The sequence below is a fragment of the Pseudoclavibacter sp. RFBA6 genome (genome assembly GCF_002931575.1).
In the GTDB taxonomy this organism is placed as follows: domain Bacteria; phylum Actinomycetota; class Actinomycetes; order Actinomycetales; family Microbacteriaceae; genus Pseudoclavibacter; species Pseudoclavibacter terrae.
In genome coordinates, this window is the sequence record NZ_PSUA01000013.1 from 28,165 (window position 1) to 45,458 (window position 17,294).

14 protein-coding genes are annotated in these 17,294 nt (G+C 69.4%); 5 read left to right on the forward strand and 9 right to left on the reverse strand.

What is annotated here, in order from left to right; translation table 11 throughout:
• Nucleotides 1-65: 65 nt before the first annotated feature.
• Nucleotides 66-1,103 carry a DNA polymerase IV gene (locus tag C5C17_RS13575; protein ID WP_104253925.1) on the reverse strand — a complete coding sequence of 346 codons (1,038 nt, stop codon included), beginning with the start codon at nucleotides 1,101-1,103 and terminating at the stop codon, nucleotides 66-68.
• Between the two features lie 125 nt (nucleotides 1,104-1,228).
• Here C5C17_RS13575 and C5C17_RS13580 point away from each other — a divergent pair, with 125 nt between their 5' ends.
• From C5C17_RS13580 to C5C17_RS13590, 3 genes are read left to right on the forward strand one after another with little or no spacing between them, the layout of a single operon-like run.
• A complete protein-coding gene (locus tag C5C17_RS13580) occupies nucleotides 1,229-2,242 on the forward strand; it encodes a proline racemase family protein (protein WP_104253926.1) in 1,014 nt (337 codons plus the stop codon).
• Entirely contained in the window at nucleotides 2,239-3,189 is a 951-nt protein-coding gene (locus C5C17_RS13585; RefSeq protein WP_104253927.1) for an ornithine cyclodeaminase family protein, read from the forward strand. The genes C5C17_RS13580 and C5C17_RS13585 overlap by 4 nt, the downstream gene beginning before the upstream one ends.
• Before the next feature lie 44 nt (nucleotides 3,190-3,233).
• The gene (locus tag C5C17_RS13590) at nucleotides 3,234-3,860 is read left to right on the forward strand and encodes a GntR family transcriptional regulator (protein ID WP_258066211.1); all 627 of its coding nucleotides are present in this window, start codon (nucleotides 3,234-3,236) and stop codon (nucleotides 3,858-3,860) included.
• Between the two features lie 39 nt (nucleotides 3,861-3,899).
• Here the strand turns inward: C5C17_RS13590 and C5C17_RS13595 are convergent, their stop codons facing one another.
• From C5C17_RS13595 to acnA, 5 genes are read right to left on the reverse strand one after another with little or no spacing between them, the layout of a single operon-like run.
• Entirely contained in the window at nucleotides 3,900-5,462 is a 1,563-nt protein-coding gene (locus tag C5C17_RS13595; protein WP_104253929.1) for a tripartite tricarboxylate transporter permease, read from the reverse strand.
• A gap of 1 nt (nucleotide 5,463) precedes the next feature.
• Complete coding sequence (locus tag C5C17_RS13600) at nucleotides 5,464-6,042, reverse strand: tripartite tricarboxylate transporter TctB family protein (RefSeq protein ID WP_104253930.1); 579 nt, start codon at nucleotides 6,040-6,042, stop codon at nucleotides 5,464-5,466.
• Nucleotides 6,039-7,043, reverse strand: a complete 1,005-nt coding sequence (locus tag C5C17_RS13605) for a tripartite tricarboxylate transporter substrate binding protein (protein ID WP_104253931.1) — start codon at nucleotides 7,041-7,043, stop codon at nucleotides 6,039-6,041. The genes C5C17_RS13600 and C5C17_RS13605 overlap by 4 nt, the downstream gene beginning before the upstream one ends.
• 41 nt (nucleotides 7,044-7,084) lie before the next feature.
• Nucleotides 7,085-7,558, reverse strand: a complete 474-nt coding sequence (gene rraA, locus C5C17_RS13610) for a ribonuclease E activity regulator RraA (RefSeq protein ID WP_258066212.1) — start codon at nucleotides 7,556-7,558, stop codon at nucleotides 7,085-7,087.
• A 20-nt stretch (nucleotides 7,559-7,578) separates the two neighbouring features.
• Nucleotides 7,579-10,254, reverse strand: coding sequence for an aconitate hydratase AcnA (gene acnA, locus C5C17_RS13615; protein ID WP_258066213.1), 2,676 nt, complete (start codon nucleotides 10,252-10,254; stop codon nucleotides 7,579-7,581).
• Nucleotides 10,255-10,332: 78 nt separating this feature from the next.
• Between acnA and C5C17_RS13620 the strand changes: the two genes are divergently transcribed.
• Complete coding sequence (locus C5C17_RS13620) at nucleotides 10,333-11,043, forward strand: GntR family transcriptional regulator (protein ID WP_104253933.1); 711 nt, start codon at nucleotides 10,333-10,335, stop codon at nucleotides 11,041-11,043.
• A gap of 23 nt (nucleotides 11,044-11,066) precedes the next feature.
• Nucleotides 11,067-12,236, forward strand: a complete 1,170-nt coding sequence (locus C5C17_RS13625) for an MFS transporter (RefSeq protein WP_104253934.1) — start codon at nucleotides 11,067-11,069, stop codon at nucleotides 12,234-12,236.
• A 129-nt stretch (nucleotides 12,237-12,365) separates the two neighbouring features.
• On the opposite strand, the gene C5C17_RS13630 is transcribed toward C5C17_RS13625, so the two are convergent.
• The 3 genes from C5C17_RS13630 to C5C17_RS13640 all read right to left on the reverse strand — a co-directional run bounded on the left by C5C17_RS13630 (nucleotide 12,366) and on the right by C5C17_RS13640 (nucleotide 17,276).
• Nucleotides 12,366-14,459 (reverse strand): PTS glucose transporter subunit IIABC, encoded by a 2,094-nt coding sequence (locus C5C17_RS13630; protein WP_104253935.1) that lies wholly within the window; start codon nucleotides 14,457-14,459, stop codon nucleotides 12,366-12,368.
• An 8-nt stretch (nucleotides 14,460-14,467) separates the two neighbouring features.
• Nucleotides 14,468-16,147, reverse strand: coding sequence for an alpha,alpha-phosphotrehalase (locus C5C17_RS13635; RefSeq protein WP_104253936.1), 1,680 nt, complete (start codon nucleotides 16,145-16,147; stop codon nucleotides 14,468-14,470).
• Nucleotides 16,148-16,253: 106 nt separating this feature from the next.
• Entirely contained in the window at nucleotides 16,254-17,276 is a 1,023-nt protein-coding gene (locus C5C17_RS13640) for a LacI family DNA-binding transcriptional regulator (protein WP_104253937.1), read from the reverse strand.
• Nucleotides 17,277-17,294 lie beyond the last annotated feature (18 nt).

Sequence of the window (17,294 nt, forward strand, 5' to 3'; positions counted from 1 at the left end):
GCATCCCGCGATCTGCAGTTCAGCGTAGAGGCAGGGTGGCGGGCGGACGAAACCGCGCGGATGCCTCAGAAGAGCGTCGGCTGCACCAGTTCGACGGGCAGGAGGCCCGTGAGGGTCACGCTGGCCGACTCGATCTCGGTCGCCTTCGAGGCGACGAGCAGCCGCTCGGCCACGGGCATCCACACGTCGAACGAAGCGCTGGAGTCGATGCCCTGGTACTTCTCACGAATGGGGCCGAGACCGGTCGGGCGCAGCTCCAGCTTGATGCCGGTCGCGCTGAGGCCGGCGCGGGTGGCGCGGTGGCAGACGCGTTCGACGCAGCCCTCGACGACCTCGACGGGCGTGCGATCCGCGCGGGCGTACCCGGATGTCGACGACTCGGAGGTGAGCGTCGTTCGGTGCCTGATGGGCGAGATCATGGCCTCGTCGGTGCCGGCGCGGATGCGCCACAGCCGTCTCGCCATGGCCGTGCCGCACACGCGGAGCAGCTCGTCGCGCGGGATGACGTCGACGTCGCCGATGCGCGCGACGCCGAGCTTGATGAGCCTCGCCTCGGTGCGGGATCCGATGCCCCAGACGTCGCCGATGGGCAGCTCCGTGCGCAGCTCGAGTTCGCGCACCGGGTCGATGACGTGCACCCCGTCGGGCTTCGCGTTGCGTGACGCGAGCTTCGCCATCAGCTTCGTGCGGCCGATGCCGACGCTGACCGGGATGCGCAGTTCGGTGGCGGCACGCCGTCGCAGCTCGTGCGCCACCTCGAGCGCTGCCTCTGGCGTCGTCGCTCCGACATCGAGGAACGCCTCCTCGATGGAGCCGGGCTCGATACCTCTGGCGACCGAGTCGAAGAGGGCGAAGAGCGCATCCCCCACCGCCTCGACCTCCTGCCGGTAGGACTCGACGAGGAGGATGCGCGGGCACAGCTCTCGCGCTTCGGTCACGAGCATGCCCGCGTGGATGCCGTACTCGCGGGCCGGGTAGTTGGCGCTCGCGATGAAGAGGTGCGCCACTGCGGCGACGGGCTTGGCCGCGAGCTCCGGCCGATCCCGCAGGGCGACCGACGCGAAGAACGCATCGGCGTCGGCATGGAGCAGGTACGAGTTCATGACCCCGCCATCGTACCTATGTTCTAGGTCAACTTCGAAGCACGCGCGCGTCGCGTGTCAGCCCCCTCGCTCGTGCGCCTGACACCGCGTAGTGTTATTGCAATTGCAATCGAGGGGGAGGCATCATGCGCGAACGATTCGCGACGATCGACTACCACACGGCCGGCGAGCCGTTCCGCATCGTCCCAGACCTCGGCATCCCGATCGACGGCGACGACGTCGCCAGCAGGCGCGTCTTCGCCGCAGCCTCCCCCGAGGTCGACCGTGCCCGTCGCCTCCTCTGCTTCGAACCGCGAGGTCACGCCGACATGTACGGCGGATTCATCGTCGAGCCGGACGATGCCGGCGCTCACCTCGGGGTGCTCTTCTGGCACAAGGACGGCTTCTCGACGGCCTGCGGACACGGCACGATCGCTCTCGGCGTGTGGGCGATCGAGAGCGGACTCGTGGCCGCCCACGAGAGCGGGACGACGGACGTCATCATCGACGTCCCCTCGGGGAGAGTGACGGCCCGGGTCCGCACAGCCGCCGATGGCACCGTCACCGGGGCCGACTTCATCAACGTGCCCGGGTACGTGCTCGCGCGACGGGTGCCCGTGCAGACATCCCGCGGTGACGTGCTCGCCGACATCACCTTCGCAGGGGCCATCTACGCGCAGGTCGACGCGACCGCGGTCGGGCTGTCCATCGAGCCGGAGGACGTGAGCGCGGTCATCGCGTTCGGCCGCGAGGTGAAGTGGCTCCTGAACGACTCGGCGCACGCCGAGCACCCGAGCGACCGACGCCTGAGCGGCATCTACGGCACGATCCTGTACTCGGACCACAGCGCGGACGGCGTCGTGCACCAGCGCAACGCGACGATCTTCGCGGACGGAGAGCTCGACCGCTCGCCGTGCGGGTCCGGCACGTGCGCGCGGGTCGCCACGCTGACCGAGGAGGGCACGCTGCCCGTCGGCGCAGAGCTGGTGCACGACTCGATCGTGGGCTCGCGGTTCCTGGCTCGGGTCGTGGCGGAAGGCGTCGAGGCCGGCCACCGGGCGACGACGACCCAGGTCTCCGGCATCGCCCACAAGACCGGGGAGCACGTCTTCGAGGTCGACCCGAGCGACGAGATGACCCCCGGGTTCGTGCTGCGATGAGCGCCGGCATCCCCTTCCTCGACGCGAGCGATGTCGAGGCCCTGCTCACGCCCACGGCAGCCGTGGATGCGCTGCGCCGTGCCCTCGCGGACGGCTTGCGTCCCGAGGCCGACCACGCGCGCATCTTCGAGCAGCTCGATGGCGGCGAGTTCCTGCTCATGCCCGCGGAGACGGCAACGAGCACCGGCATCAAAGTGCTCACGATCGCGCCCGACAACCCTGCGAGGGGCCTCGCGCGCATCCAGGGCCTCTACGTGCTGTTCGACTCGGCGACGCTCAGCCCGCGCGCGCTCATCGACGGGCCCGCGCTCACCGACATCCGCACGTCCGCGGTCTCGGTCGCGGCGATCAGGGATGCGCTCGAGCGTGACTCCGGAACGCTGGACATCGTCGTGTTCGGGGCGGGCCCGCAGGCCCGAGCGCACGTGCGCACCGTCCGCGCGGTGCTCGAGGGCACTCGACTCGTGGGCAGCGTCACCTCGGTGGTCCGCTCCCCCGCCCGCGTGACGACGGGTGCCGACTTCGATGCGGTCGTGGCGGCGGGCAGCGAGGAGGCCGTGGCCGCGACCCGTGCCGCGGGGCTCATCCTCTGCACGACGACCGCCTCGACTCCGCTGTTCGACGACGAGGTCGTGCGCGACGACGCGGTCGTCGTCGCCGTGGGCTCGCACTCGCCGGATGCGCGCGAGCTGCCGGGGGCCCTGCTCGGCCGGTCGGACGTGATCGTGGAGGACATCGGCGCGGCGCTCCGCGAGTGCGGCGACGTGGTGCTGGCGATCGACGAGGGGCACCTCGCTGCCGACGACCTCATCCCGATGGGCGACCTCGTGCGAGGCAGCCGCGGCCTTCGCGGCGGGCGGCCCGTCGTGTTCAAGAGCGCCGGCATGTCGTGGGAGGACCTCGTGCTCGCGCAGGCGATCGCCGACGCCGATGGGCGCCGAGGATGAGCCCGGCCGGCTCCAGCGATTCCGGCGGGGGCCGCCGAGATTCCGTGCGACAGCGGGTGGCGGCGGAGCTGCGGGCGGCGCTCGTCGGCGGGGAGCTCGCACCAGGCCAGGTCTACTCGGCGCCCGCCCTCGCCGCGCGCTTTGACTCGTCGGCGACCCCCGTGCGCGAGGCGATGCTCGACCTGGCGCGCGACGGGATGGTCGAGGTCGTTCCGAACACCGGCTTCCGGGTGACGGAGGTCACACGCGCGGAGCTCGACAACCTCGCGGAGGTGCGCCTGCTGCTCGAGGCGCCTGTCATGGGCGACATCGCCGAGTTCCGCAGCGACGACGACGCCACGCGCATCCGATCGCTTCGCCCTCTCGTGGAGGCGATGAAGCGGGCGGAGGAGGCCAACGACATGGTGGCCTACCTCACGGCCGACACCGAGTTCCACACCGCGTTCCTCGCCATTCACGGCAACCCCGAACTCGTGCAGATCGTGCGTCGCGCCCGCGAGCGCAGTCGCCTCCACAACCTGGTGCCGCTCGCCGAGGCTGGCCAGCTCACCGCATCCACCCTCGAGCACGAGCAGATGATCGAGGCGGCCCTCGACGGCGACCGCGAGCGGATGCAGAAGATCGTCGCGCGGCACATCGGGCACGTGCGGGGCGAGTGGGCAAAGGCGTGACGAGGCCGGCAGCATGCGCTGCCGGCCTCGCCTCGGACGTCAGTCGCGGCGCTTCTTGCCTGACACCTCGAAGTTCGTCTCGCGCGTGGTCTGGAACTCGACGTTCTTCGGCCGGTACGAGCGCACCCGTCCGACGATCGTGAAGGCGATGACGCCTGCCAGCACGATGTAGAGCGCGACGGCGATGGGACTCGAGAAGAAGACCGAGTAGTCGCCGCCTGAGCTGAGGAGCGCGTCCCGCACGTTCGTCTCCATGAGCGGCCCGAGCACCATCCCGATCATGAGCGGTGCGAGCGGGATGCCGAACCGGCGCATCGCGAAGCCGAGCAACGCCAGCAGCAGGAGCATCCAGAGGTCGAAGATAGAGGCGGACGTCGCGAAGATGCCCATCGCGCAGAACACTGCGATGCCCGGGTACAGGTACTGCTTCGGGATGTCGGCGAGCTTCGCCCAGAGCGGCGCGAGCGGCAGGTTGAGCAGCAGCAGCACGATCATGGCGATGAAGAAGCTCGCGAGCAGCCCCCAGACGAGGTCGGGCGCCCGCTCGAAGAGCAGTGGCCCAGGCTGGATGCCGTACTGCTGGAAGGCCGCGAGCATGATCGCCGCGGTCGAGGAGACCGGGAGGCCGAGGGCGAGCAGCGAGGCCATGGCGGTGCCCGTCGTCGCGTTGCCTGCCGCTTCCGGCGCGGCAAGACCGCGGATGGCGCCCATGCCGAACTCGGGATCCTTCCGGCGGCTGTCGATCTTCTTCTCCAGGCTGTAGGCCATGAACGTCGGCACCTCAGAACCGCCGACGGGGATGACGCCGAAGGGCAGGCCGATACCCGTCCCTCGGATCCACGCTGGGAGCGCGTTGAAGAACTCGACGCGTGAGAGGCGCGGCGTGCGGCTCGACATCATCGAGACGTTCGCCGGCTCGCGGCGGGCCCGGGAGGCGACACGGAAGACCTCGCCGAGCGCGAGCACGGCGACGGTCACCGTGACGAGCGAGATGCCGTCGAACAGCTCGGGCACGCCAGCCGTGAAGCGCTCCGTGCCCGTGACCGAGTCGATGCCGATGACGGAGATGCCGAGCCCGAGCGTGAGGCTCGCCAGTCCTGCCACCACCGACTCGGCGACGATCGAGGACGTGGCGATGAACGCGAAGAGCGCGAGGGCGACGTACTCGGCTGGCCCGAAGTTCGACGAGAGCTCCGCCAGCGCCGGTGCGAGGAAGACGACCGCGATCGAGGAGACGAAGCCGCCGATGAAGGCGCCGATGGCCGCCGTCGCGAGGGCCTGTGGCGCCCGCCCGGCCTTCGCCATGGCATGCCCCTCGAACGTCGACGCGATCGCCGACGAGGACCCTGGCGTGTTCATGAGGATGGCCATCGTGGAGTCGCCGAAGAGGCCGCCGAAGTAGACGCCGGCGAAGAGAATGAACGCCCCGGTCGGGTCGAGCGCGAACGTCATCGGCAGCAGCAGCGCGACCGCCATGGATGAACCCAGGCCGGGGAGGACGCCGACGGCGGTGCCGAGGAGGCAGCCGATGAGCACCCACATGAGGTTGATCGGGGTCAGCGCCCCTTCGAAGCCGCCGAGGAGGCTGTTGATGATGTCCATGTCAGATCCCTCCGCCGAAGATCGATCCGGCTGGCAGGTTCACCGAGAGGAGCCCGGCGAACAGCAGGTACAGCACTGATGAGAAGGTGAGCGAGACGAGGATGTCCCGCACGGGGGTGGGTGACGCGAACGCTCGCGCCATGGTCCAGAACAGCAGGCCGGCCGCGATGATCCAGCCGAGCGGCTGCAGCAGCAGTATGAAGGCCACGAACCCGCCGACGGCCCACGCGACGCGGGACCAGTCGCTGTACCAGCGCGGACCGCCCTGGCCGAGCACGCTGATCTCCGCGGTGCGGAGGTCGCTGTGCACGTCCTCCGGCAGCTGCGGCTTGCGGATGATGCCGATGGCCAGCAGCACCGCGAACAGGTAGAGGAGCGCGATGATCGCGCCGGGGAAGAACCCGGGGCCGGGTGGGTCCGTGTCCGGCGCGACGTCCATGGTCAGCTGCCCGTAGAGGAGGTAGCTGGCGGAGGCCGCCAGGATGCCGGGGAAGATGAGCCCGGACCGGCCGGTCCACCAGCTCTGCTGGGCGCCTCCGGTGTCGAAGTCGTCGAGATGCGTCTCGGTGTGTGCGGTCACAGTCCCAGCTCCTCAAGCAGTGCCTCGGTTCGCGCCATGTCCTCGACGAGGAAGGCGTCGAGCTCCGGCCCCGTCAGCCAGGAGTCCTCCCAGCTCAGGCGAGTCAGCACTTCCTGCCATTCGTCGCTCTCGCGCAGCTCGCTGAAGATCTCGAGCTGCTGCTGGAAGGCCTCATCGCTGACCCCCGGGGCCGCGAGGAGTCCGCGCCAGTTGGCCACCTCGACGTCGTACCCCTGCGACATGATCGTCGGGATGTCGACACCCTCCAGCTCCTCCGCCCCGCTGACCGCGAGCGCGCGCACTCGACCGGCCTCGATCTGGTCGGAGACGTCGTTGTAGCCGGTGGCGACCGCGTCTACCGTTCCATTGAGCAGCGCCTGGATGGCCTCGCCACCGCCCGACTTCGGGATGTACGTCAGCTCCGCAGGCTGGATGCCAGCGGCCTGCGCGAGCTCGGCGATGAGGAGGTGGTCGATGGTGCCGGCTGAGCCGCCCGACCACGGGATGGACTTCGGGTCGGCAGCCCACGCATCCACGAGCTCCTCGAGGGTCGTGTACGGGGAGTCGGCCGGCACGATGATCACGTCGTAGTCCTCGGCGAACTTCGCAACCGGCTGGACGTCGTCGAAGCCGACCGGTGAATCGTTGAGCGCGATGCCGCCGGTCATTCCCGACCCGGTCACGAGGAGGGTGTCGCTGCGGCCCGTCATCGTCGTGAACGTGCCGAGCCCGATCGTTCCGGCGGCACCCGGGATGTTGACGACCTGCACGTTGCCGACGAGGCCAGTCGCCCGCAGTGCCTGCTGCTGCTCGCGGGCGAAGCCGTCCCAGCCGCCTCCAGGACCGGCTGGAGCGATGAGCGTGAGGTTCGCGCTGACGTCCTCCGCCGCCGATGAACGGCTGATGGAGAGCGCCGTGGCCGAGGCGACGATCGCGACGGCACAGACTCCGACGACGACGTTCACGACGCGTCGGAGCGGTGTTCTGGGTGTCTTGGACATGAAACTCCGTTGTTTCCTGTGGGGAGGGTGGCGTGGGCGGTTCAGCCCGTTGGTGTGGTGAGGACGACGACGCCGTCCTCATCGGCGGCGAGGAACTCCCCCGGTCGGAACACGACCGAGCCGAACTCGACCTCGACGTCCCGCTCACCGAGGCCGTTCTTCGTCGAGCGCCGCGGGTTCGTGCCGATCGCCTTGACGCCGATGGGCAGCGCGGCGAGTTCCTCGGTGTCTCGGACGACGCCGTTCACGACGAGCCCCGCCCAGCCGTTGGCCGCGGCCCTCGCGACCATGTTCCCGCCCGCCATCGCGGCGTGCAGCGACCCTCCGGCGTCGACGACCAGCACGCGGGCGTCGCCAGGCTCCTCGACGATGGCCTTCAGCTGGAGGTTGTCGACGGGAGAGCGGAACGTCGCGATGCGTCCGGAGAACCGAATAAGTCCGCCGAGGTCGCGGAGCTGCACGTCGCACGACTGGATGCTGTCCTCGTGCTCGTCGACGAGATCGGTTGTGCTCACGTGGGCACTGTCTGCCATCTTCATTCGCCCTTCTCGGAGGTTGCCAGGTTCTGCTCGTGGCGCGAGGCCGCCCGCTCGAGCGCGTACGGCAGCACGCCGCCCGAACGGAGGTAGCGCTGCTCGAGCGAGGTGTCGACGCGTGCGCGCACGGCAAACGAGGTGACCGCACTGGTCTCGGGATGCACCGCCACCACCTCGAGACGGTCGGGCACGTCGGCGTCGGCCGCGAGGCCGTGGATGCTGAAGCACTCGCTGCCGTCGAGCCCCAGCGTGTCGGCGTTCGTCCCGTCCTCGAACTGCAGCGGGAGCACGCCCATGCCGACCAGGTTGGAGCGGTGGATGCGCTCGAAGGACTGCGCGATCACGGCCCGGACCCCCAGCAGGCGGGTGACCTTCGCGGCCCAGTCCCGGGACGACCCGGTTCCGTACTCACGCCCGGCGAGCACGATGAGCGGCACCCCCGCGTCGGCCGCGGCGTCTGCGACGGCATGGATCTCGCGGATGGGCGCCGTCGCCGCGGGCTCACCCGCGAGGAAGTCGCGGGTGCTCCCGCCGTTGCCTGCTGGCACCAGGCGGTTGACGAGGCGGGTGTTCGTGAACCCGCCGAGCTTCATGACGCGCCAGTTGCCGCGCCGCGAGGCGTAGCTGCTCAGGTCTCGGGCGCCGACCCCGAGCTCGGTCAGGTGTCGGCCCGCCGCGCTGGCGGCCGGGATGCGCCCCGCGGGGCAGATGTGGTCGGTCGTCACCGAGTCCTCGAGGAACATGAGCACTCTCGCGCCCTCGATGTCGGCGCCGCCCGCGGCGGCCCCGAGCTCGAGGAAGGGCGGCCGCTGCAGGTAGGTCGAATCCGCCTCCCAGTCGAAGCCGTCGCCGCCAGGAGCATCCAGACCCTGCCAGTTCTCGTCGCCGTCGAAGATGGTCGAGTAGGCGTCGGTGTACATCTCGGGGTCGATGGAGCTCGAGACGGCCTGCTGGATCTCCTGGTCGCTTGGCCAGATGTCGGCGAGGTGGACCGGGGCCCCCGCCCCGTCGTACCCGAGCGGGTCCCGGGTCAGGTCGACGTGCATCGTGCCGGCGAGCGCGTAGGCGACGACCAGCGGGGGCGAGGTCAGGAAGTTCATGCCGACGTCGTTGTTGATGCGGCCGTCGAAGTTGCGGTTGCCCGACAGCACGGAGGCGACGACGATGCCGTCCTGCTCGACACCGCTGAGCACCTCGGGGAGGAGGTCACCCGAGTTGCCGATGCAGGTCATGCAGCCGAACCCGACGAGCCCGAACCCGAGCTCCTCGAGCGGCGACATGAGGCCGGCCTTCGCGAGATAGTCGGTGACGACACGAGACCCGGGTGCGAGGCTCGTCTTGACCCACGACTTCGACTGCAGGCCGCGCGCCCTGGCGTTTCGAGCGAGCAGTCCGGCGGCCATCATGACCGCAGGGTTCGACGTGTTGGTGCAGGAGGTGATGGAGGCGATCGCGACGGCGCCGTCTGGAACGGCACGCTCGCCCTCGACGGAGGTGAGCGGCGCGACCTGGTGGGCTTCCGCGAGGGCACGCGCAGTCGCGGCGGGCGCATCTGCCAGCTCGATGCGGTCCTGCGGGCGCCGCGGGCCCGCCAGGCTCGGCGTGATGCTGTCGAGATCGACGACGACCCGACGGTTGTACTCGGCAGGGTTGGCGGGGTCGCTCCAGAGCCCCTGTGCCCGAGCGTAGGTCTCCACGAGGCTCGCCTGCCGCTCGCTCCTCCCCGTCATGAGCAGGAACTCGATCGTCGCGTCGTCGCTCGGGAAGATCGCGGAGGTGGAGCCGAACTCGGGACTCATGTTGGCGATCGTGCAGCGCGTCGCGAGCGAGACCTCCGCGACCCCCGACCCGTGGAACTCGACAATGTTCCCGACGACGCCGAGTGCCCGCATCCGCTCGGTGAGCGTCAGAACCAGGTCCGTCGCCGTCACGCCTGGTCGAAGGCGCCCGATGAGCTCGACGCCCACGACGGGCGGAATGAGCATTGTGACGGGCTCGCCCAGCATGGCGGCCTCCGCCTCGATGCCGCCGACGCCCCACGCCAGGACGGAGAGGCCGTTCACCATCGTGGTGTGGGAGTCGGTGCCCGCGACGGTGTCGGGGAACGCGCGGCCGTCGCGCACCGTGACGACGTCGGCGAGATACTCGACGTTGACCTGGTGCATGATGCCAGCTCCCGGCGGGACGACCTCCAGCCCGGAGAAGGCCTCGCGGCCCCACTTGATGAAGCGGTAGCGCTCGGCGTTGCGCTCATACTCGCGGCGCACGTTGAGTGCTGGGGCATCCGGCCGTGCGAAGAAGTCGGTGACGACGGAGTGATCGACGGTCAGCTGCGCTGGAACCTGAGTGTCGAGCAGCCCTGGGTCCATGCCCCTGGCCGCGAAGGCGTCTCGCATCGCCGCCAGGTCGGTGAGCACGGGCACGCCGTTGGTGTCGTGCAGGAAGACGCGAGAGGGATGGAACGCGATATCGTGCGTGCCAGCTCCCCCGGAGACGAGCGCGTCGATGTCACGTTGCGTCACGACTTCACCGTCCTGGTGCCTGAGCAGGTTCTCGAGGATGATGCGGTGCGCGAACGGCAGTCGTTCCGCACCGGGGACCGCCGCGAGGGGCCAGATCTCGAGGTCGCCGTATGCGGTGGCGAGGACCGTCGTCGTCTCGGCGTCCGTCAGCACGCTTCCTCCGTCTCGTCCCACGTCGTAGGTTATAGGCTCGATGCTACACGATGCCGTGGTAGTTGCTACCATCGGCGTATGCCCGCCCCTGCATCCCCACTGCAGCCGCTGTTCCGAAGTAAGAGCGAACTCGCCTACGAGGAACTCCGCCGCCGCATCCTGACCGGTGTCATCGAACCGGGTGACGTCATCGGGCAGACGAAGCTGGCCGCCGAACTCGGCCTGAGCACGACCCCGCTGCGGGAAGCCCTCAAACGCCTGTCCACCGAAGGACTCGTCGAGCTCGGTTCGCACCGGGATGCCCGGGTCGTCCCGCTCTCCCAAGCGGAGGCACAGAACCTGTACGAAGTGCGCGCTGCCGCCGACCCCCTCGCATGCGGTCTCGCAGCGGAACGCAGAGACGACGCCGACATCGCGCGCATCGATGCGGCACTCAGCGAACTCGAACCGCTCACCGGGGTCGCGTCCCCGGACGCGCTTGACGCCCACCGCCGCTTCCACCTCGCCATCTATGAGGCCGCCGCCAACCCGACACTCCTCGGCATCCTCGAGGGACTCTGGGACAAGACCGACCTCTACCGACAGCGGGCGCTGCGCGCCTGGTCCCCGACGGCGGAGGACCGGGCACGGGTGCACCGGCAGCACACCGCCCTCCGAGACGCGATCGTCGCCGGCGATCCGGAGCTGGCCCGCGAGCGCTCCCGCAAGCACATCACGCACAGCCTCGGGCGTCGCGCGATCGGCACCCTCGAGCCGAGCGCTGCGCGCGACTCCGAGACCGCGGAGTGACACGCCCGTCGGAGGTGCGCTGAATGCCGGGCACACCCGGCTCGCGGTGGCCGTGGATCATCGTGCACGCCGTGCTCATCCAGGTGCTCACGTACGCGGTTCGCCCCGGACTCTCGTTCGCAGTGCTCGAAGCCGGCGGGCAGGAAGCCGTCATCGGCCTGCTCGCTACGTCGTTCGCGCTCCCAGCTCTCCTCCTCGCCCTGCCAGCCGGTCGGCTCACGGATGGGCGCGGTGAGCGCACCATCGCGGTGCTCGGCAGCGTCCTGCTCGTCGCCGCGATCAGCATCGCGCTGGTGTCACTGCAGAGCGTCGCAGGCCTCATGGTCGCGGCCCTCGTCCTCGGCGTCGGACATCTGCTCAGCATCATCAGCGAGCAGACCGCAGTCGCCAATCGCTCGAAGGTGGGGTCTCGGGAGTCGGCGTTCGGGCTCTACACGCTCGCCGCATCCATCGGCCAGACGCTCGGCCCGCTGCTGCTGGCCATCCCGAACCCCGCCGGCCCTGGCCCGAACCTCTCGCTCGTGTTCTGGTGCGCCGTGGGAGCCGCCGTCCTGCTCGGCGTCGCCAGCCTCTTCCTGGGGAGCGGGTCGCGAGGCGCCAGCACCGCGAAGCGGCCGGGGTCGTTCGCGTCGAGCCGGAAGATCCTGCGCGAGCCAGGCGCGTTCCGGGCCGTCGTCGCGGGCGGGATCGCCATCGCCTCCGTCGACGTGACGCTCGCGTTCTGGCCCGCGCTCAGCACGCAGCCTGGTATCTCCGCGGCGCTCGTGAGCCTCATGCTGACGAGCCGCGCCCTCGCGACGCTCGCCTCCCGAGCGGCCCTCCCCGCGCTCAGTCGACGGCTCTCCCGACGCATGCTGCTGCTGATCTCGCTGGGAGCGGCGGCGGTGACGCTCGCCCTCACGGGCCTCCCGATCGGCCCGATCTGGCTCGTCGTCGCGGCCGTGCTCTACGGGTTCGCGATCGGTGTCACGCAGCCCATCACGATGGCCTGGCTCACCGACGTGGCGCCGGAAGATCAGCGCGGCCTCGCTCTCTCGCTCCGACTCGTCGGCAATCGGCTCGCACAGTCGCTCATCCCGGCCGGGGCTGGGCTTCTCACCCCGCTCACCGGGGGCGGCGGGGTGCTCGTCGCCATCGGCGCCTCGCTCGCGGCCGCCGCCACCGTCGCCTACACGCAGAAGAAACGCGAGTAGGCGCCGGTCAGTGCCGCCCCGTTCAACCGAAGAACCCCGGTGTCCACCTCGAGGGCGCATCCTCGAGGTGACCACCGGGGTCTCCGCTCTGTCGCCCCGCGCCGCCAACGACGTGGCGGCGCGGGAACTCTAGACGCCGGCGGGCTCGCGCTTCCCGAGGCGAACCTTCTTGACGGCGCGTTCCGTCTCGAGGTCGTCGTCGCTGTACCCGAAGAAGTAGGTGAGCGTGAACGAGACCACGAGTGCAGCCGTGGAGGCGATGAGGAATCCGAAGAAGCTGTGGTCGAGCCCTGCAGGGTTCACGAACGACGGGAAGCCGACGAACGCTCCCGTGAAGCCGTACATGTTCACATCCATGAGCCCCGTGAGGAAGCCGCCGACCGCGCCACCGGCGGACGCGGTGATGAAGACCCGACCGTACTTGAGGTTCAAGCCGTACATCGCCGGTTCCGTGATGCCGCAGAACGCTGAGATGGTCGCGGGGCCCGCGAGGGTCTTGATCTTCTGGCTGCGCGTGCGGATCCAGATCGCCAGCGCGCCGCCACCCTGCGCCACCATGGTCGCCGAGATGATCGCGTTGAGCGGCGACGATCCGTCGATCGCGATCTGCGAGGCGACGAGCGGGATGACCGCCCAGTGCAGGCCGAAGATGACGAGGCACTGGTAGAGGGCGCCGATGATGAGGCCAGCGATTGCGTAGTTGACCTCGAGCACGCCGTTGATGCCGTTCGCGATGCCGCCCGAGATGGTCATGATGATGGGGCCGAAGACCACGAGCATGACGGTCGAGATGATGAAGACCTCGAGCAGCGGTGCGAAGATCATCCGCACGACCGCCGGAATGTGCTTCTTGAGCTGCGGCTCGAGCAGCGACGCGAGGTAGGCGGCGACGATGATCGGGAAGATCGAGTACGCGTAGGCGTTGCCCTGCGGGAGCGCCACGGGGATGCCGAAGAAGTCGGCGTTGAAGATCGTGTTGCCGAGCTGGCTGACGACCGTGTAGCCATCGGCCTCAGGGTCCGACATCGACACGACCGAGGGGAACACGAGCACGCCGCCGATGATGGCGACGATGATGGGGTCGGAGCCGAACCTGCGTGCCGCCGTGAACCCGATGATGATGGGCAGGAAGTAGAACATCGACGACGACATCGCGTCGATGAGCGCGTAGGTCGAGCTGTCGCTCGCGACGACCCCGAACTGCGTCAGCAGGGCCAGGATGCCCTTCAGGATTCCGGATGCGGCGAGCAGCCCGATCACGGGGATCATCGAGCCGGTGATGACGCCGATGAGCGAGCTGAAGCCGAACTGGAACCACCCGACGACGGTCGTCGGCCGCTCGACCGGCTCGTCGTCGGGCGACGCCTCCCCCGTGCCGCCGATGACACCGACCACGGCGTCGTAGACGTCTTCCACGGCCGGGCCGATGACGACCTGGTACTGGCCGCCTGCCTTGATGACGTCGATGACGCCGTCGAGGTTCTTGACGAGGTCGTCGTTGGCCGCTTCCGTGTCCTTCAGCGTGAAGCGCACGCGGGTGATGCAGTGGACGACGTTGCGGATGTTGTCCTTGCCGCCGATGCCCTCGACGATGTCGTAGGCGAGGGCGTCGAATCCGGTCGCGCCGGAGGCGTGCCCGGTGGCCGCGGCGGTCTTCGCAGTCGCGGGCGAAGCCGCGCTCTGCGCTGACACCTCCGTGGGTGCCGCTGCCGCCGGCGCATCCGCTGTCGCCGGCGCTGCCGCATCCTGCTCGGGGATGTCGAGGGTCGCGGCCCGCTCGCCGAGCCCGATGGGGCCGGTCGCGGCTTCGACGGAGCCCTTCTTCTGGGCCAGGTTGAGGAAGATCACCATGGTCATGGTGCTCTTGCCCGCGATTTCGACGGCTGCGAGGTCCATGCGCCCGAGCGGCTGCCCGGCCTCGACGCGGTCGTCGACGTCGACGTGCATCGAGAAGGGCGCTCCCTCGAGCTCGACCGTGTCGATGCCCATGTGCACGAGCACCTCGAGGCCGTCGTCAGTCCGGATCCCGAAGGCGTGAGCGGTCTTGGCGACCATGATGACGGTTCCGCTGCACGGCGCGACGACATCGTCTGCGTTGGGCGCGACGGCGAACCCATCACCCATGGCCTTCGAGGCGAACATGGGGTCTGGGACATCGGCGATGGCGACCATCGTGCCGGCGAGCGGCGCGACGATGCCTCCGCTGAGTTCGGTCTGGGACATTGCTGCTCCTAGCGTTCGGAAGGTTCGAGGAGGATCGCGAGCGCCTCGTACGGCGCGAGCTCGACGTCGGGCGAGCTCGGTGCGGTGGCGCGGTCGGTGGTGGAGACGAGCACGCGACCCGAGGTGAACTCGGCCGGCACGTCGATGCGCGTCGGGCTGTCGAGGAAGTTCGCCAGGACGAGCAGGCGCGTCTCGCCGAGCGTGCGCTCGTAGGCGAAGACGTGCGGGTGCTCTGGCGCATACCCGGCTATCCGGCCGTGGCTGATGACGGGGTGCGCCTTCCGCAGCTCGATGAGTCGGCGGTAGTAGGGCAGGATGCGCCCGTTCCGTTCCTCGGCAGCCACGTTGATGAGGTCTGCGTTCGTGGGCCGGAGCCACGGCCTGCCCGAGGTGAAGCCGGCGGTGGGGCCGGGCTCCCACTGCATGGGGGTGCGGGCGTTGTCTCTGGCCTTGGCGCGGACGATCTGCAGCGCATCCTCGTCCGACATGCCGGTGCCGACGAGCGCCGTGTGCGCGTTGACCGCCTCGACGTCGACGTAGTCGTCGATCGACGTGTACTCGGGGTCGGTCATGCCGATCTCCTCCCCCATGTACACGTACGGTGTGCCGCGGAACAGGTGCAGGAGCGTGGCGTGCATCATCGCCGACTCGACCCGGAACCGGCCCGCGTCACCGAAGCGGTTGAGCGCGCGAGGCTGGTCGTGGTTGTTCCAGAACAGCGCGTTCCAGCCGCCGCCAGCCTGCATCCCGTCGGCCCACTCCATGAGCACACGGCGCAGCTCGTCGAGCTCGAAACGCCCGACCGACCACTTCTTGCCGTCGATGTAGTCGACCTTGAGGTGGTGGAAGTTGAACACCATGGAGAGGGCCCCGGATTCGGGATGCGAGTACTCGACGCAGCGCTCGATCGAGGTCGAGGACATCTCGCCGACCGTGACGCATCCGGCGTCCCTGCCGTAGGAGGCCTCCGCCAGCTCGCGCAGGAACGTCGTGACGAGCTCGCCGTCGGTGTACAGGTACCGGTCGTCGGCACCCTCGGGCGCTGAGGGCAGGTCGACGGGCTTGGAGATGAGGTTGATGACGTCGAAGCGGAAGCCGCGCACGCCCTTCAGGCGCCAGAACTCGACGATCTTGGCCATCTCGAGGCGCACCCGAGGGTTGTGCCAGTTGAGGTCCGCCTGCGTGCGGTCGAAGAGGTGCAGGTAGTACTCGTCGGTGTCGCCGAAGCGGTCCCACGCCGCTCCCCCGAATTTCGAGACCCAGTTGTTCGGGGGGCCACCGTCTTCGCCCGCCGGCCGCACGAAGTAGAAGTCGCGGTACTCGTCGTCGCCCGCGAGCGCCCGCTGGAACCACTCGTGCTCCGTCGACGTGTGGTTGAGCACCATGTCGAGCATCACGTCGATGCCCTCTGCCCTGAGGCCGGCGACGAGCTCCTCGAAGTCCGCCATCGTGCCCATCTCAGGGTCGATGCGGTAGTAGTCGGAGATGTCGTAGCCGTTGTCGGCCTGCGGCGACGCGAAGAACGGGTTGAACCAGACCATGTCGACGCCGAGCGACGCGATGTACGGGATCTTCCGGATCACACCGCGGAGGTCGCCGACGCCGCTGCCCGTGGAGTCGAGGAAGGACTTCGGGTAGATCTGGTAGACGGTGCTCTGCTGGAAGCCGCCGTTGGATTCAGTACGCATCGGCAGAAGCCTAGGACCGCGGTCGACGTGATTCGGCGCGGTTGCGCGACTGTTGCGTGTCTTTGCGCAACAAGCCGGGGCACCCCGCAATACCGCGAAGCGTGCGCTATCTCGCGGTCGGGTGCCCCGTCGATTCGCGGATGACGAGGCGCGTCTCGAGTGTGACCGCCTCGCTCGGCGGGTCGCCCTGCAGGGCGCGCAACGCCATCGACGCGGCCAGGTGTCCCTGCTGGCGAGCTGGTTGAGCGATCGTGGTGAGGTGCATGAGGCTCGCGATGGGGCTGTCGTCGACGCCGATGATCGAGAGGTCCTGCGGGATCCGGACCCCGGCCTTGCGGAACGCGGACATCATGCCGGAGGCGAGGTCGTCGGACGACGCGAAGACCGCGTCGGGCAGTCGCTCCCCGGCCAGCAGCTGCTCCGCGGCGACCTGGCCCGCCGTCGGGCCGAACGGCACCTGCACCTGCCAGCTCGGATCCAGTCCGGCTCGCTGCATGCGCGACTCGAAGCCCTCTGCTCGGCGGCGGGAGGCGTTGCCGGGCGTGCCCTCGTGGTCGGTGCTCGACGCGTAGACGATGCTCGTGCATCCGCCGTTGATGAGGGAGTTCGTGGCCTGCTGGCCGACGACGACGTCGTCGATGCCGACGCTCGCGATGCCCTCGACGACGGATCCCGCCACGACGACGGGAACGCCGAGGCGTCGCACGTCAGGGACCGGCATGCGATGCGGCATCGGCACGAGCACCACGACGTCGCTGCTGCGGGAGAGCGCGGTGGCTTCGAAGAGCTTCGCCCGCTCGCGCCCGGAGAGACCCTGGTAGACGGTGAGCGTCGCGCCCGTCGGGGTGAGCACGTCGTGCAGCCCAGCGAGGATGGAGCCGAAGACCCAGCGGTCGGGCTCTGGGATGACAGCCGTGATCCGCCCGGCGGTTCGCGCATCCCGGTTCTGCTCCCGGCCGGCATCGTCGGCCAGGTACCCCCGGGCCCGCGCGATCCTGCGGATCTCCGCGCGCTTCGCAGTGGACACACCGGGCACGCCGCTGAGCGCCCGGGAGACGGTGGAGACGGAGACGCCCGCGGCGGCGGCGATGCCGGCCATGCCCACGGGCGAGGTGTCTTCTGGCTCCATGATCGCGACTATAGCCGT